Genomic DNA, 16,167 nt, shown 5'->3' on the forward strand with positions numbered 1-16,167 from the left:
ATGGTACAGTTCAGTCAATTAACGTACGTTTGTATATACTGATTTTAAATGCGGCTTTCCCTTCTGATTTTTGGACTATTGTTGCTCGTTCGTGCGGATAGGTGTATCGGACAGGTACAGGAAATTAAACAACCCCGGATACTGATACTTTTAGACGGATCATCAAGCATGCTACAACCGTGGCAAAAGGACCAAACGCGCTTTAAAACCGCCGCACATATTATCACCACCCTCATGGATAGCCTATATAAAGTAAACAACCAGGTGGAGTTTGCTTTGAGGGTTTACGGGCACCAATATCCGGCCCAGCAAAATAACTGCTACGATACCCGCAGAGAGGTGATGTTCAGCAAAGACAATCTTACCCAAATGACCCTGCGCCTGGCTAACCTGCAATCGCTCGGGGTGTCGCCGATCGCTTTTTCGCTTAAAGAAGCCGCCGAATATGACCTGGTAGAACAATGGAAATATAATTACAGCCTGATATTGATCACAGACGGGGGAGAAAGCTGCGGAGGCAATATCTGCGACGTTGTAAAAACACTACTAGACAAAAAGATCAATTTTAAGCCTTATATCGTAAGCCTGGTGGATTATGCGCCATTAAGGGATCAGTACACATGTCTTGGCAACTACCTGCTGACTACTAAAGAAAACGATATACCAACTACTGTTGGAACTATTGTAGATGCCTACAAGCCAATGTTGCTGCTGAAAACACCGGTACAGAAAATAGAGCAGGTAACACAGAGCACTCAGCCTATTCCAAAGGCGGAAGTTCCCAAAGTAGTGATCAAAGCACCAGTTGAAGAAGCGCCACCAAGAACAAAAGAAGCAGTTGTGTTTCTGAATGCGCTCAGAGCAGCCAGGATAACCAGGCCGGATCTTGTAATACCAGCGCCCAAATATGCAAAAGTCGACAATCTGACCGTTCCCCGCGCACAACCGGAGCCGGTAGAGAAGCCGGTGGTTATAACTCCTCCGCCACCACCACCGCCACCCGTTGAGGTGCCAAGGCAAAAAGAGCAAGTTGTTTATCTGAATACTGGGAAAATAGCTTCTATCAAAATGCCGGAGCCGATTATCACCAAGCCACAGTATGCCCGCGTTGAAAAGATCATTGTACCTGCTTTAAAGCCAGAACCTGAAGAGCCACCTGTAGTTGCTGCTGCACCAAAACCAACCCCGCCACCACCGCCACCTGTGCAGCCCAAACCCGCACCGAAGCCTCCTGTTCAACCCGCGCCAAAACCAACCCCACCACCACCGGCCAACGAGCCTCCGTCAAAGCCGAAAGAGCCTAAATACAACATTGAACGCGAAGAGCAGGCAGAAACTACGCTTGAAGTCTATTTCACAGACGGCAAAGGCAAATTTTATCAAACTGCACCACAGATCATCCTGATAGACCCGAAAACAAACAACCCGGTCCACAAATTTTATCGCGCAGTGAATGTTGCTGGTAACCCACAACCTCAAAAGCTGCCTGAAGGTACTTATAACCTGACCGTGGCGGGGAAGAGCAACTTACTTATCCGTAATGTAGAATTAAAACCGAAAACCAAGAATAAGGTGTTGATCCAGGTGGGTAAAGCATCGCTTCGGTTTGAGTATGAAGATGACCCCAACCAGCCCGTGAAAGAGTACTCAGCGCGTGTAAAAAAGAATTTTGAACCAGGGCCGTTGTTTACACAGCTGTGTACACAAGAGCTGGAATATGATCCGGGTAACTATCATATCGAGATCAGCACACAGCCCCGCGACCACAGAAGCGTAGACCTTGATTTTGATGCCCTTGTTGTGATAAAAGTGGAAAAACCCGGCTTTGTACAGATAGCTAATACTAACACTATAGGAAAGGTAACTTTGTATTACGAACTAGGAGACCAGTTTGTGCCATTTTTTAAAATGGATGTAAATGGGGATATAAGCAAACAGAATCTTAGGTTACAACGCGGCCATTACAAAGCGGGCTATAATAGAACTCCGAATGTGCCGTATGCGCAGGAAACGTTGAAAGAGTTTACCGTAAAAACCAACCAAACAACAGAAGTTACACTGGATTGATCTATGAGTGACATCACAACCAGAACCATATCTGTAAAAAATACCGCGGACTACCAGAAGGTGTACGAGCTGCGTGAAGAAGTGTTGCGCAAACCCATAGGGCTTTCGCTGAAAGACGAAGACCTGAGCGGCGATGACCTGGATAAGATTATTATTGCTGAATCGGGTTCAGAGTTGTTGGGGTGCGTTATGATACACCCTACTCACGAAACTACTGTATTGAAGCTGCGCCAGATGGCGGTACAACCCAGCCAACAACGAAAAGGTATTGGCCAGCTGCTTATATCCGTAGCAGAGAATGAATGCAGGAGCGCTGGTGCGACAAGAATAATCTTACATGCACGCATTGAGGCGGAAGGGTTTTATAAAAAGCTTGGTTATGCAACCGTAAGCGATATTTTTAATGAAGTGGGTATACCTCACGTAGTAATGGAAAAACCACTTTAGTGAGATACTGCAAGCGAACAGAAGCAGGGCGCACGTTAAGGCTATTTAATAGTGCGGCCACCCTCCCCCCTGATTGGGATACATTGATCCCACCAGGTCATTTCCTGCGGTCTGACCAACTTCGGGTGTCGGAGCTATCGAAGCTGCCTGATCTGCAATTTTTTTACGTCCTGATATCGGACGGTGAAAAACCATTAGCTGCAGCCTACTTCCAATTGCTATCGCTCGACAATAAGCATATCAACAGTAAACTGGTCACTAAGCAGCAGGCAATTCTCTGGTCGTTGTTCACCAATGTGGCGCGGCCAAAAATGTTGGTAGCCGGTCATTTGTTCCGACACGATATCTGTTCTTTTTATTGGCAGCCCGAACTCACTCCTTTTGAGGCGTACCAATGTTATAAGCAAGCCATCGACTATACGTTAAAACAGTCGTGGGCAATGGCGGTATTGCTGAAGGACGCTGCATCGGAACTGACAACATATTTCCAGCACCTTTCGCCCGAATTTATTTTTCTGCGCAATGATATTTCCATGGAGCTTGAGTTGCCATCGGGGTGGAGCACTATGGCTGATTATGAGAAAGCACTGAAGCATAAATACGCCCAGCGCTTCAGAAAGATAAGATCAGCCTGGAACGAACTGGAGGTGAAAGAACTTTCAGTGCGGGAAGTAACAGAACAGAAAGACAAGCTCTTTTGGCTATATAACCAGGTAACAGAAAATCAGCAGGTCCGTTTGGGATTGCTGAGTGCCGATTTCCTGGTGCAGCAAAAAATGTTCTACAAAGATGAACTGCGTATCTGGGGTATTTACGAGGTCGGCAAAATCATCGGTTTTTATAGTGCATGGGTGAAGGACGATGTTTTCGACATGTTCTACATCGGCTTCGATTATTCCCGTAATGCCGATCTACAATTGTACTTTAATATACTTTTCTTCAGTATTGAGCAAGGGCTGAATTTCGGCAAAAAGAAAGTTATTCTAGGTCGCACAGCATTGGATGCAAAAGCCCGCCTTGGCTGCAGTCCGCATTACCTATCTACTTTTCTGTACATCCGCAATCGTTTTTTGCGCAATAGGGTGTTGATACTAAATAACAAGAGTTCTGCTAAAGAAGGTGCGTGGGAAGAGCGCCACCCGTTCAAGCCTGTTGCACAATCTTAAGATTGTGTTCTATTTTTAAAGCATAAAGCACACACATGACCCGGAAAGCACTGCTCAGTGTTACCCTATTTATAATTATCCTGTTCTTTTTTTGCAGTACCTACTATCACGAAATGCTGCACATGTGGCCGCGGGGTATACACGACTGGGCCCAGGCCGATCGACTTTCGCTGGCCATAAATTTTTACGATCGTGGGATGAATTTTTTTCTACCGGCTACACATAACCTGTGGCCTATAGATGGTATCACCGGGGTTGAGTTTCCGATACAAAGTTATGTAGCTGCTATTGGGGCCAAGATATTCGGGCGTAATCATATCAGTACTCTTTTCCGTTTGCTCGATGTGCTCATATCGTGTACGGGTCTTCTGTTTCTTTTCCTTGCGTGTTACCGGGCTACAAAAGACTTTGTCTTTTCGTTGGTGCCTCCGCTGTTCATGTTTTGCTCCCCTATCTATATCTACTATACCTGCAACTACCTTCCCGATGCCGCTGCCTGCTCCATTGCATTTATGTCGTTTTATTTTCTGCTCATCTACCTGGACAAACCAACAACCAAACCACTATTGTTCGCCATTGGCCTATTGACACTTGCCAGCCTTATCAAAACTTCTATTGCGCTGTATCTGTTCGGCTTTCTTGGCTACGTATTTTTACAGCGGGTGTTGCGCAAGCATGATTTTACAAAACGATCTAATTTCATTTACGCTCTCGCTGCTCTTCTTTCCGTTGGGGCATTGTCGTTTTACTACTTCTATAATCAATACCTGAACAATAAATACCACAGCGACATATTTATGTCGGCTCCACATCCTTTTGATTCGTGGCAAGAGGTGAGTTATTATTTTAATTCAGCATTCAAACAACTATGGCTGCCGGAATACTTCGTACTGCCGCAATACCTGATGTTTTTTGTGATCGTAACTGCAGCCATCCCGTTGCTATTTGCTACCCGCGATGGCAAACGCAGGATATTCATGTTGCTGATATTCCTGGCAGGTGTACTTTGTGTTGGAGCGCTGATGGGCGGCCAGTTATTGATACACGATTATTATGTTGTTTCTATATTCTTCCCTTTGGTTGCCTTTGCAGTATTGGTATCAGTAATTGCCATTCGAAAAGCCATTATCTATGAGGATGCATTACGGTCGATGCGTATTGCGATGGGTGCATCGGTACTCATCATTTTCTTCTTTGCCGATTTCCACATACACAAACGCTTAAAGCCGGACTACGGTGAGTTTAAGCCTGGTATTCCCTGGGCGGAAAACGGCGCATGGATACTGCAGGAAGCGAACGTACCGAAGAATGAAAAAGTAGTGGTGTTGAATGAAGATGCCCCGAACATAGCCTTGCTTTACCTGGACAGACGTGGATGGACTATCCCAAGCAAACAACGGGAAAACATGGCCGAGCTCAAGGCCATTATGAGGAAGCTGGATGCTACCGTTGTGGTGTGTGAAGAAGGATTGGGTCGCAGCATAATGGAAAACGATACAGCTGTTGCTTCTCTGTTTAAAACACTCGCTTTGAAAGACCGAGTTGCGGTTTTTCAATTGAGATAGCGCAAGGTTTATTGGCAACGATTTATTTTAAACTAAAACACACATGAACCGCAAGACGCTCATTAGTGTCGTACTGTTTTTGTTCATTATTCTATTTTTCTCCCTCACCTACTTTCGCTGGTTGGTCTACCAGGGGCCGTGTGGTGTACATGATTGGGCACAGGCAGACAGACTTTCGCTTGCTATCAGCTTCTATGACCGTGGGATGAATTTTTTTCTGCCGGCAACACAGAACCTGCATGCTACCGATGGAATAGTCGGTGTAGAGTTCCCATTACAAAGTTACCTTGCTGCTGTATTAGGCAATATATTTGGCCGTAGTCAGATCAGCATATTGTTTCGGCTGCTGAACACGGTGATCAGCTGCGTTGGGTTATCGTTTTTGTTCGCTGCATGTTTCAGGGCAACGAAGGACTTTGTGGTTTCCCTTGTGCCACCAATATTTATTTTTTGCTCTCCGGTATTCATCTACTACACCTGCAATTATTTACCCGACACGGCATCGGCATCGGTTGTCTTTGTGGGCTTCTACTTTATCCTGAAATACCAATACAATGCAAGGGTAAAAGACATGCTTGCTGCGATGGCGGTGTTAACGCTGGCAAGTCTCATCAAAACATCGGCCGCGATCTACCTCCTGTCATTTATGATGTATGTTGCCGTTCAAAAGATTTTCAGACCAAGCCTGGGCCGGAAACACAATGCCGCTTTCGTGTTTTCGGTTATTCTGTCGATAGCCGTATTAGCCGGGTATTACCAATACAATCAATACCTGAACGCGCGTTACGAAGGAGTGCTGTTTCTCGCAAAAGCCCGGCCGTTTTCCGGCTTGGACGAAGCAATGGCGTTCATAAACGGACCTTTGAAAAACAATCTGTTCAACGAATACCTCACAGAAGTGCAGTACCTCGTTTGGATGGCTATTGTTGCGGCAGCAGTACCGATACTGGTGCGAACAATGGAAGGTAAAAAACAACTCTTTTACCTGTTCATAAGCGCGGTAGGCGCTCTGGCTGTTGCCTGGCTTATGGGGAAGCAGCTGGAGGCGCACGACTATTACATCATTGTTATTTTACTCCCGGTAATAGTGTATAGCATCGTCATATCTGTGATCGCCATCCGAAGTGTTCTTGTATCAGGGGATAATTCATTCCCATTGAAAATTGGTACGGTTGCGCTGTTGATCATTATGTTTTTCTTTGCCGATTTCAGGCTACACCAACGGCTCAAACCCGGGTATAAGAACGGTTATACAGGCGAAATGCCTTGGGCAATTGGCGGTGATAAGTTATTAGACCAACTGGGGATACCGAAGTCGGAGCATATACTGGTGTTGAATGAATTACCACCTAATCTCGCGCTGGTATATTTCGATCGTCGGGGGTATCATCTTGATCCGGGCAACTGGAGCAATATGGGTCAGGTGGCCGCCCATATGGATGGATTTAAAGTAGACGTTGGCGTGTGCAGTGAGGAACTTGGGCGTAGTTTCCTTACCGACACCCTGTTTAAAAACAACTTTACCATGCTTGCTATAGAAGATGGTAAAGTTGTTTTCAGAGCTAAGAAATAGATTAGTGTGCTTCCAGCCAGTTAGCGCCTGTGCCTGTCTCTGCTAATACAGGTACACCGTTAGGTAGCGGCATGGCAGCTTCCATGCTTTCTTTGATGATCTGTTTTACCTGGTCCACTTCGTTATTTGGTACATCAAATACCAATTCATCGTGCACCTGCAATACCATACGGGTTTGCAGTCCGGATTTCTTCAACGCTTCGTGTACGCGTATCATGGCCAGCTTAATCATATCGGCCGCGCTGCCCTGTATAGGGGCATTGATGGCGTTGCGTTCCGCATAGCCACGTACGGTCTGGTTGGCCGACTGTATATCGCGCAGATGACGCTTGCGGCCTTTTAATGTCTGTACATAACCGAATTCGCGCGCAAAGTTGATGGTATCATCCATGTATTTTTTGATACCGCTGAAGCGTTTGAAATAGTTGTCGATGATCGTCTTTGCTTCAGTACGGCTGATCCCCAGGTTCTCGGCAAGACCGAAAGCAGACTGTCCGTAGATGATACCGAAGTTCACCGCTTTTGCTGCGCGGCGCATTTCGAAGGTCACATCTTTTTCTTCTACACCGTATACGTTTGCCGCAGTAGCGGTATGGATATCTTTATTTTCAACAAATGCTTTGATCATTTCTTCATCGCCGCTGATGGCCGCCACGATGCGTAACTCTATCTGTGAATAGTCGGCAGAAATGAGACACCAGTCTGCACTGCGTGAAGTAAACGCCTTGCGTATCTCACGTCCCCTGTCGGTGCGGATAGGAATATTCTGGAGGTTAGGATTGTTACTGCTCAGCCTGCCGGTAACGGCTACCGATTGGTTAAAGCAAGTGTGCACACGTCCCGTGCGCGGATTGATCAGAGTTGGTAGCGCGTCTACATAAGTGCTCTTCAGTTTGGTTAGCTCGCGGTAAGTAAGAATGTCATCTACTATTTGATGCTTGCTACGTAGCTTCTGCAACACATCTTCGCCGGTAGCGTACTGGCCGGTTTTAGTTTTCTTTCCGCCACCTTCCAGTTTCATCAGTTCAAACAACACCTCTCCCAGTTGTTTGGGTGAGCCTATGTTGAAACGAACACCGGCATGTTTGTAAATATTTTCTTCTGCCTGTTGTATGTCTTTTTCCAGTTCTTTCGAATAATCCTGCAGGAAGTTTACATCGAGTCCTACTCCTTCAAACTCAATATCGGTCAGCACCTGTACCAGCGGATTCTCGATCTCGTCGAGCACCGCTTTTACTTCATTTTTTACGAGCAACGGGTCGAATGAGTGTTTGAGCTGCAGCGTTACATCAGCATCCTCAGCCGCATATTCTTTTACTTGTTCCACCGGCACATCACGCATGTTCAGTTGGCCTTTGCCTTTCTTGCCAATTAGCGCTTCGATAGATACGGGCACGTAGCTCAGGTATTTAGCGCTCAGTGCATCCATGTTGCGTTTGCCCTCTGGCTCTACTACATAGTGCGCCAGCATAGTATCGTATATCTGTCCCTTCAGTTCAAAACCATACCATTTCAGCATGGTCATATCATACTTTATGTTCTGTCCAACCCAAGTGATATCTGCTTTGTCAAACACAGGTTTGAAACGCTGCAGCATAGAAACAACACCCTCGCGGTTATCGGGAACTGGCACGTAGTAAGCCTCTCCCTTCGTCCAGCAGAAACTCATGCCGATCATGTCAGCGAGATTGGCATCGATATTAGTTGTCTCTGTATCGAAAGAAAGCTCCGTTTGTTTCAGCAGGTTAACGATCAGCTCCTCTATTGCTACATCATCAGTCACCAGCTGATAAGTATGCGGCGTATTCTCGATATTGTTGGCAGCCAGCGGCACCAGGTCTTCGGCCTCTTCTACCAGTACTTCGTTTTCTACAACGGCAGCACCATTTTTAGTGGGGGTCGGTTTAGTTTTCTGAGCTACAGTATTACCGAACAGGTCGGTTGGGCCTGATTTATCAAAAGCGTTGAACCCGTCGCCCAGCAGGCGTTTGCCCAGCGCGCGGAATTCAAGCTCCGTAAATACTTCTGTCAATGCATCCGTATTCCATTCTTTTACACGGAAATCTTCCTCGTGGAAATTGCATGGCACATCGGTAATGATAGTGGCCAGTTTTTTCGACATGATGGCGAGCTCTTTACCGTTGCGTACTTTTTCGCCCAGCGCGCCCTTGATGTTATCGGCGTTTGCCAGGATATTTTCGAGGTTGTCGTATTCTGCCAGCAGTTTGGCTGCGGTTTTTTCACCTACGCCCGGTATGCCCGGTATATTATCAACCGCATCGCCCATTAGGCCCAGTATATCTATTACCTGTTCAACTCTTTTAATGTTCCATTTCGCACAAACTTCCGTAGGGCCCATGATCTCCACATTACCTCCCTGGTAGGCCGGCTTATAGATAAACACATTGTCCTTCACCAGCTGGCCATAGTCTTTGTCCGGTGTCACCATGTATACGGTGTATCCCAGATCGGCTGCTTCATGTGCCAGCGCACCGATCAGATCATCTGCCTCGTAGCCGTCGCATTCCATGCTGGGCAGGTTAAAGCCTTTGATGATACGCTTAATATCGGGTATCGCCGACAGGATATCCTCCGGGGCTTCCTGCCTATTGGCTTTGTATTCGGCAAAATCGGTATGACGTTCCGTAGGCGCATGAGTATCGAAAACCACTGCCAGGTGCGTCGGTTTTTCCTTATTAATAAGGTCCATCAACGTGGTGGTAAAACCAAACTGCGCATTCGTATTTCTACCGGTGCTGGTTATGCGCGGAGCACGGATCAATGCATAATAAGCGCGATAGATAAGTGCCATCGCGTCAAGCAAAAACAGCTTTTTCTCAGACATAGAGCTAAGTTACGCCAATGTCCTGTAGCAGCAATATGTAAATGAGTTTAATGCCTACCACTCATACTCTTTCTCCACCTTTTTCATCAGCCTGTCCACCAGGGTAAAAGTGGCCGGGCAGCGGTGCAGGTTCTGGATAAAGGTATCGTTGTAGAGATCGAATGGTTTTTTATTATGATGCGGGAACTCGGCGCAGTCTTTCGGGCGCACCTCGTAAATGGAACATTTATTATCTACCAGGAACTGGCAGGGCTGCTGTTTGTTTACCCAGTCGCCATCTTCTTCTTTCTCCAGCCATTTGTTCACAAATTCCTTTGGTTTCATGCCCAGGTGGGCCGAAATACGGGTAATGTCTGAACGCCTGAACGTAGGCGTCATGGTCTTGCAGCAGTTGGCACAGGCCATACAATCAACCTCCTTCCACATAGAAGCATCGGCTTCGGCCACTAGTTTTGGCATGTCTTCCGGCACTACATCGTCCAGTTTGTTAAGAAAAGCTGTCAATTTGCCCTTTTTGCGGGCTGCCACTACGCGAAAACGTTTCAGATCCATACGAAAGGTAAATATAATAGATTGCCCCAAAGGTTTGTACCTTTGCGTACTTTTTTCAAATTCAGGTAATCATAAGTTGTTGTGAAAGCGTATACGAGGCCGGCGGTTCTTCTTGTTGTATCACTCATTTTGGGAGGTGGTTGGCACAGCCATGCCCAAACAACAGACAGCCTGAAACAAGCGACTGATTCCGCCGTTGCTATTGCGCCTTCGAAAGCGCCACAGAAAGGCAGCTTCCGGGTGGCGGGCAAGGTAGTAGATAAACAAAGCGGCGAGCCTGTACCTTTTGCTACAGTATTTTTCCCTTATTCATCGGTAGGTACAGCTACAGAGGCTGATGGCAGCTTCAGCATAGATTTTGAAGAATGGCCTCATGACACCCTGCGAGTGCAGCTAATGGGTTACATGACGCAGAACAAACGTATTAGCCGCCAGGCACAAAACGACCAGCTCATTTTATCCCTTGAGAGAAACAGCGCCATACTGAACGAGGTAGTGATCAAAGCCGGCGAAGACCCTGCCTTGATACTGCTTAGAAAGATAGTTGAAAGAAAACCGCAAAATGACCCGGAACAGGCTAACAGCTATAGCTGCGAGACTTATAATAAAGTAGAGATCGACATTTTGCGGTTGAGCAAGGAGGAGTTTGAAAAGCTGCCGGTACCCTTTATTAAGAACCTGAGCTTTATTTATAATAACCTGGACACTGTTTCTGGTAAAGAGCCGTTCCTGCCGTTCTTCCTGGTAGAAACGCTTTCCGACTATTACACCCAGAAGGAGCCAAAGAAAACGCGCGAGATCATTAAGGCCAACCAAATAAGAGGTATCAACAACGAAAGCATTACCCAATACATGGGTAAGATGCACCTTGCCATAAATCCTTATGATAACTATGTGGTGTTTTTCGACAAACAGTTCGTTAGCCCGATCAGCGGCGCGGGTGCTGTGTTTTATAAATACCGGATATTAGATACGACTGAAATAGAAGGACACAAAGTAATATCAGTAAGCTTCCGTCCCCAACGACCTGGAGAGAATTGCTTTACAGGGATCTTTAAAGTGGTTGACTCTGTCTATGCCCTGCAGTATATCGAAGCCGAAGTTCCTGCCACCGCTAATATCAACTGGATAAAGAACGCTACTTTTTATAAGCAATATGCACCGGTTGCCGACTCCGCCTGGTTTTGTGTAAAAGAGAACCTGACAGCAGAGATCGTAGTTTCGCCTGATGTGATAAAGCTTCCCGGCTTTATTGGTCGCAGAACAACTATGTACCGAAACGTCAAGCTTAATGACGAGCGCGTTCATGAGATAGTTGAAAAGAACAAATTGGACGTGATCGTTAGCGACACAGCCCGCGGCAAATCGGAAAATTTTTGGTCGACGGCGAGGCACGAAGAGCTTAGTAAAAATGAACAGGCCATTTATGGCATGTTCGATACGCTGGAAAGCACCCCGACGTACAAACGGTTTAAAAATCTTGCGAGATTCTTTGTTACCGGTGGTGTGTTCGTCGGCCCGTTCGAATTTGGCCCATACTGGAATGTGTACAGCAAAAACGTTGTTGAGGGTAGCCGCCTCTGTTTTTCAATGGGAACAAATAAAAAGTTCTCAAAACAAGTTTACCTCAACGGCTATCTTGCTTATGGCACAAAGGATGAGAAGTTCAAATACAATCTGAGCGCACTCTGGTTGCCTAAGCGCCTGCCAAGAACATACTTATTCGCTTCGTATACCAGCGATATTGATAAAACCGTGAATTATTATGACGATGTAAGCTTTGACAACATTGTGAGCATGGCCATTCGCAAAAAAGGCATTCCGTACAAGTTTGTATTCAGTAGGGATGCGCGAGTGGAGGTATTTAAATCATACCAAAGCGGGTTTAGTCATAAGGTAACGGCAAAACGGAAAGATTACGATCCATATGACCCCCTACCATCAGTAACCATATTCACAGATAACCTCGGACAAACTAAAAGCACGATCACCAATACTGAGGTTGACATTGCCCTGCGTTATGCATATCGGGAACGTTTCCTGGAGGGTAACTATTACCGGGTAAGTCTTGGTAGCAAATACCCTATCGTGGAAGCGCACTATGCTAAAGGATTAAAGGATGTTCTGAATGGCGGATACAACTATCATAAAGTCAGTTTCACTGTCTCAGATGATGTGAGAATAGCGCCTTTTGGAGCTTTGTATTTCAACGTTTTTGGCGGCAAATACTTTGGTACGCTGCCCTACCTGCTGTTGGAAAATCACCCCGGCAACGAGAACTACTACTACAATAAGTACGCGTTCAATATGATGAACAAGTACGAGTTCCTTAGCGATCAGTATATCGGCGCCAATATTGAGCACTCTATAGGCGGGGGTATATTCAAATACATACCACTCATCAAAAAGGCACACCTTCGCCAGTTCTGGACAGCCAAAGGCGTTATCGGTAGCCTGAACAATGCAAACAGTGCGCTTAACCTTAACAAGGGCTATGCATTCAAAACGCTGGAGAGCGCCCCTTATGTAGAAGTAGGTACGGGTATCGAAAATATCTTCCGCTTATTCCGCGTAGACTTTGTGTGGAGGGTGTTACCTGAAGCAAGGCCAAACGAGCCGAAGCAGAAGTACTTCGGCATATTTGGCAGCATGAAGATCGACTTCTAGAGTTTCCAGTTGTCTAATATTTGTTGTGCGTGGTTTTTAGAGCGCACGCCTTTGATGATGTGAAAGATGTCTCCTTTTTCATCGATGAGGAAGGTAGTTCTTTTCACGCCCATGAATTTATGGCCGTATAAGTTCTTTTCCGCCCATACACCATATGTCTCGATGATCTTTTTATTTGGATCAGCCAGCATAGTGAACGGAAGCGAAAATTTCTCTTCAAATTTTTTGTGCTTGGTTACATCATCGGGACTAATACCGATGACAGTGATACCCTTTTGCTTCAGCAATGCATAATTATCGCGCAGGTTGCAGGCCTCTACTGTGCAGGTAGGAGTGTCATCTTCCGGATAGAAGAACAGCGCTACTTTTTGTCCCTTATAGTCGCTCAGCGAAACGGTGTTCCCGTTTTGGTCTTTTGCCTTTATTGCGGGCGCTTTGGCCCCTGGTTGTAGTTCCATGATCAGCGCGTAAAGTTATAGCGCAAAGTTCGACTATTGTCGTTTTCGTCCGAAACTGTAACCACCAGTGTATGTTCGCCTGCGGGGCAGTGTTCATCGAATTCGTAGAACCAGTTGTTGCCGCGCTGCTCAAACAACAGCCATTTGCCATCCAGCTCACCCCTGAAATTTTTTACAGACGTTATTTCATCTTTTGCCGTAAAACTGATGCGCGAAGCTTTGCTCAGGTCGGCACCGTCTTTTTGTGTTGGAGTTAATACAGGTGCTTCTGAGTCCACAACTAGCTTGTAGTCGCCAAAATTCCTGATAGGTGCCGTATACGCACCGTCTTTATAGGTTGCAGCTTTGCCTGTTTGCTCTTTTCCATCTATATATACCAGTGCCACCTTGCTGCGCCTATCGGCGGGTATGTTGTTATCGGGTGTTATGTATAGGTCAGTCCACATATGCAGTGGTACGTAGCTTTTATGGATATGGTGTATATCAGAATACCCGTTGGCGTGCGAGGTTTTGCTATATGTAAAACATATATCATCATACAGCGTGTTTTCCTGAAGGCGGAGATTAATGTTTTTATTGTTGAACTTATTGGGCTTGCCGGCAGTAAACGGTGTTTTGCAGGCGCCTGCCATTGTATCAAGAGGTTTGTATACCAACATACCGGTTATCGTGGTTGCGTTTCCTGCTGCATCTGTGAGTTCTATGGTGATCTCTTTCGTTAACTTGTCGTCAAAACTTATCGTGCCTCGTTGCGCTTTTAGTACGTCCGAATAGTCATAAATATGATTCAGCCGGTTGTCTTTGAGTTGAAATAACAGTTGTATCCACTTGTTTGTCTGTTTGCGCGCTTTATAGTCTACATAAGCATGCAGGTAGCGGGTTACGTCATACCCGATATCATCCAGGCGAATGCGCAACAATCGTTCATGGTCAGCAGTCAAGGTAGCCGTATAAAAATTCAGCGTATTACTGCTGCCATTCATGAAATCATTAGCATGTACACCAAGTCCGGTTTTGAGGGAATAAACAGCAATAGTATCGAAAGTATAACCTTTCCCTTTCTTTCTTATTGGCACTAACTCCACTTGTTGTTCATAAATGCTCTGGTTGGTACTGTATACCGCCAGTTCTATCGGCCTCGGCGCAATCGTATCTTCAATATCAAATCCAAATAGCTGCGGGTTAAGCGGATGCTCTGTTTGCGTATTGCGTATCTCAAAATGCAGGTGCGGCGCTGTTGAACTGCCTGTGTTGCCCGACCATGCTATTTGCTGTCCTTTTTTAACCGGGAACATGTCTGCTGGCACAGGCACATCTACTGCCCAATTTTCTTTTTGGTACTGCTGCTGCCTTATGAATTTCTGTACTTCCGGAACGAAATCATTGAGGTGAGCGTATAAGGTTGTGTAACCATTAGGATGGGTCACGTACAAGGCATGACCAAAGCCGCCGGTCTCCATTTTTATCCTCGAAATATAGCCGTCAGCTGCAGCATATACTTTTATATTTTCCTTGCCCTGGGTTTTTATATCCATACCACTATGAAAATGGTTTGGCCTGCATTCGCCAAAATTACCGGCCAGCGATATGGGTATATCCAATGGGTTGCGGAAATAGTTTTTGGGATATGCCTGGGCTTGAGCTTCGGCAACAATACCGGTAACACAAAGTGCCACTAACGTCAGGTATTTTTGAAACAGCATACAGCAAATTAAAACATCTGTGCAACTATATGCTTATAACTAGGAGCTAAAAATACCTTGGTCGAAATGCCGTAGCTTTGCCGCGGCCGATCCAGGCCAGTGTTATATGTTCGACAAGCTGAAAGATAAATGGAAGGTAAACGGTATACAGCTTCTGCTGATACTGTGTACGTTCGCTATTGGCGGCAGTTTGTGCGGCTACCTGGGGCGTAAAGTGCTCGAATATTTTGAGTTTGAAAAAGGAGCAGTGTGGGTGGCCCTGTATATTGCACTGATCACCATTTTTTGGCCGTTTTGTGTACTCATAGTAAGCATTCCGCTCGGCCAGTTTCCCTTCTTTAAAAATTATCTGGCCCGTATCGCCCGCAGAATGCGCATCACAAAATGATGCTTAGTGCAGTATCGCGCGCAATACCTCCAGAGACCTGACATTGCCAAAGTGCTGGGTGTGCCGGTGCAGGAATTCAAGATACCAGTCCAGCAGGTTGAACCGCATTTGCGAATTAATGCCCACTGTTTTCAGGGCTTCCATATCAGTACATTGCAAAAGCTGCGACAACGCCTTTGACTCGGCATCACTTAAGTATGGGGGTATTGCCGGCGGATTGGAAGCGAATACGCCTTCCTGTAAATGTAAGTGAGGGGTCTCGCTGCTGTAGTTTCCACTAATGTCAAACCCCATCAGCCGGCCGATGGCCACCAGGAAAAATATCGGATAGTTTGCTACATCCGACATCGGCTTTACATCCAGCTGTTTCAGGTATTCAAAACTGAAATCGTACGCTTCAGGCATGGAGGCATGCTCCGGCAATATGCGCAATAGCACTTCTACCGAGAACAATGCGATGCTATTTTTAACTATCTGCTCATGCAGCGACTGGTAGATATAAGCAGGCTGAAATTCTTTGATGCGCTGCAGGTTCTGCTGCTTCTGGTACACCACCATATCAAGCAACATGCCGGGCTGTAACAGTCCGGCACGTTGTTGCTTTTGTTTGGCGCTTCGTACTCCCTGTACCAGGTAGCTCTGTACACCATATAAGCGGGTGAATATGTTTACTATCAGGCTTGTTTCACCATATTTCAGCGCGCGTAAAACAAGCCCCTGTGTTTTTTGCACCATA

12 protein-coding genes are annotated in these 16,167 nt (G+C 46.1%); 7 read left to right on the forward strand and 5 right to left on the reverse strand.

Annotated elements, in window-relative coordinates:
- The first annotated feature begins 48 nt into the window (after window positions 1-48).
- Genes P2W83_RS06695 through P2W83_RS06715 form a run of 5 tightly spaced genes read left to right on the forward strand, consistent with a single transcriptional unit; the run spans window position 49 to window position 6,818 of the window.
- Window positions 49-2,067 (forward strand): VWA domain-containing protein, encoded by a 2,019-nt coding sequence (locus tag P2W83_RS06695; protein ID WP_276132935.1) that lies wholly within the window; start codon window positions 49-51, stop codon window positions 2,065-2,067.
- 3 nt (window positions 2,068-2,070) lie between these two features.
- Complete coding sequence (locus P2W83_RS06700; protein WP_276132936.1) at window positions 2,071-2,514, forward strand: GNAT family N-acetyltransferase; 444 nt, start codon at window positions 2,071-2,073, stop codon at window positions 2,512-2,514.
- On the forward strand, window positions 2,514-3,680 hold the full coding sequence (locus tag P2W83_RS06705; protein WP_276132937.1) for a hypothetical protein: 1,167 nt from the start codon (window positions 2,514-2,516) through the stop codon (window positions 3,678-3,680). Before P2W83_RS06700 ends, P2W83_RS06705 begins: the two co-directional genes overlap by 1 nt.
- Before the next feature lie 35 nt (window positions 3,681-3,715).
- On the forward strand, window positions 3,716-5,245 hold the full coding sequence (locus P2W83_RS06710; protein ID WP_276132938.1) for an ArnT family glycosyltransferase: 1,530 nt from the start codon (window positions 3,716-3,718) through the stop codon (window positions 5,243-5,245).
- A 43-nt stretch (window positions 5,246-5,288) separates the two neighbouring features.
- Window positions 5,289-6,818 (forward strand): glycosyltransferase family 39 protein, encoded by a 1,530-nt coding sequence (locus P2W83_RS06715; protein WP_276132939.1) that lies wholly within the window; start codon window positions 5,289-5,291, stop codon window positions 6,816-6,818.
- 1 nt (window position 6,819) lies between these two features.
- Here the strand turns inward: P2W83_RS06715 and polA are convergent, their stop codons facing one another.
- Window positions 6,820-9,663 carry a DNA polymerase I gene (gene polA / locus P2W83_RS06720; RefSeq protein ID WP_276132940.1) on the reverse strand — a complete coding sequence of 948 codons (2,844 nt, stop codon included), beginning with the start codon at window positions 9,661-9,663 and terminating at the stop codon, window positions 6,820-6,822.
- Window positions 9,664-9,717: 54 nt separating this feature from the next.
- On the reverse strand, window positions 9,718-10,215 hold the full coding sequence (locus P2W83_RS06725) for a YkgJ family cysteine cluster protein (RefSeq protein ID WP_276132941.1): 498 nt from the start codon (window positions 10,213-10,215) through the stop codon (window positions 9,718-9,720).
- An 81-nt stretch (window positions 10,216-10,296) separates the two neighbouring features.
- Between P2W83_RS06725 and P2W83_RS06730 the strand changes: the two genes are divergently transcribed.
- On the forward strand, window positions 10,297-12,882 hold the full coding sequence (locus P2W83_RS06730; RefSeq protein WP_276132942.1) for a DUF5686 and carboxypeptidase-like regulatory domain-containing protein: 2,586 nt from the start codon (window positions 10,297-10,299) through the stop codon (window positions 12,880-12,882).
- On the opposite strand, the gene bcp is transcribed toward P2W83_RS06730, so the two are convergent.
- Window positions 12,879-13,340 carry a thioredoxin-dependent thiol peroxidase gene (bcp, locus tag P2W83_RS06735; RefSeq protein WP_276132943.1) on the reverse strand — a complete coding sequence of 154 codons (462 nt, stop codon included), beginning with the start codon at window positions 13,338-13,340 and terminating at the stop codon, window positions 12,879-12,881. The genes P2W83_RS06730 and bcp overlap by 4 nt on opposite strands.
- A gap of 2 nt (window positions 13,341-13,342) precedes the next feature.
- Complete coding sequence (locus P2W83_RS06740) at window positions 13,343-15,043, reverse strand: M23 family metallopeptidase (protein ID WP_276132944.1); 1,701 nt, start codon at window positions 15,041-15,043, stop codon at window positions 13,343-13,345.
- Window positions 15,044-15,149: 106 nt separating this feature from the next.
- On the opposite strand from P2W83_RS06740, the gene P2W83_RS06745 reads away from it, so the two are divergent.
- The gene (locus P2W83_RS06745; RefSeq protein ID WP_276132945.1) at window positions 15,150-15,431 is read left to right on the forward strand and encodes a DUF6787 family protein; all 282 of its coding nucleotides are present in this window, start codon (window positions 15,150-15,152) and stop codon (window positions 15,429-15,431) included.
- Between the two features lie 3 nt (window positions 15,432-15,434).
- Here the strand turns inward: P2W83_RS06745 and recO are convergent, their stop codons facing one another.
- Entirely contained in the window at window positions 15,435-16,166 is a 732-nt protein-coding gene (recO, locus tag P2W83_RS06750) for a DNA repair protein RecO (protein ID WP_276132946.1), read from the reverse strand.
- Window position 16,167: the final 1 nt, after the last annotated feature.

Origin of the sequence: Polluticoccus soli, from assembly GCF_029269745.1 — a bacterium.
Lineage (GTDB): Bacteria > Bacteroidota > Bacteroidia > Chitinophagales > Chitinophagaceae > Polluticoccus > Polluticoccus soli.

Coding starts and splice junctions, on each gene's coding strand:
- P2W83_RS06695 (WP_276132935.1), top strand. CDS start 49: ATGCGGCTTTCCCTTCTGATTTTTGGACTATTGTTGCTCGTTCGTGCG.
- P2W83_RS06700 (WP_276132936.1), top strand. CDS start 2,071: ATGAGTGACATCACAACCAGAACCATATCTGTAAAAAATACCGCGGAC.
- P2W83_RS06710 (WP_276132938.1), top strand. CDS start 3,716: ATGACCCGGAAAGCACTGCTCAGTGTTACCCTATTTATAATTATCCTG.
- P2W83_RS06715 (WP_276132939.1), top strand. CDS start 5,289: ATGAACCGCAAGACGCTCATTAGTGTCGTACTGTTTTTGTTCATTATT.
- polA (WP_276132940.1), bottom strand. CDS start 9,663: ATGTCTGAGAAAAAGCTGTTTTTGCTTGACGCGATGGCACTTATCTAT.
- P2W83_RS06725 (WP_276132941.1), bottom strand. CDS start 10,215: ATGGATCTGAAACGTTTTCGCGTAGTGGCAGCCCGCAAAAAGGGCAAA.
- bcp (WP_276132943.1), bottom strand. CDS start 13,340: ATGGAACTACAACCAGGGGCCAAAGCGCCCGCAATAAAGGCAAAAGAC.
- P2W83_RS06740 (WP_276132944.1), bottom strand. CDS start 15,043: ATGCTGTTTCAAAAATACCTGACGTTAGTGGCACTTTGTGTTACCGGT.
- P2W83_RS06745 (WP_276132945.1), top strand. CDS start 15,150: ATGTTCGACAAGCTGAAAGATAAATGGAAGGTAAACGGTATACAGCTT.
- recO (WP_276132946.1), bottom strand. CDS start 16,166: ATGGTGCAAAAAACACAGGGGCTTGTTTTACGCGCGCTGAAATATGGT.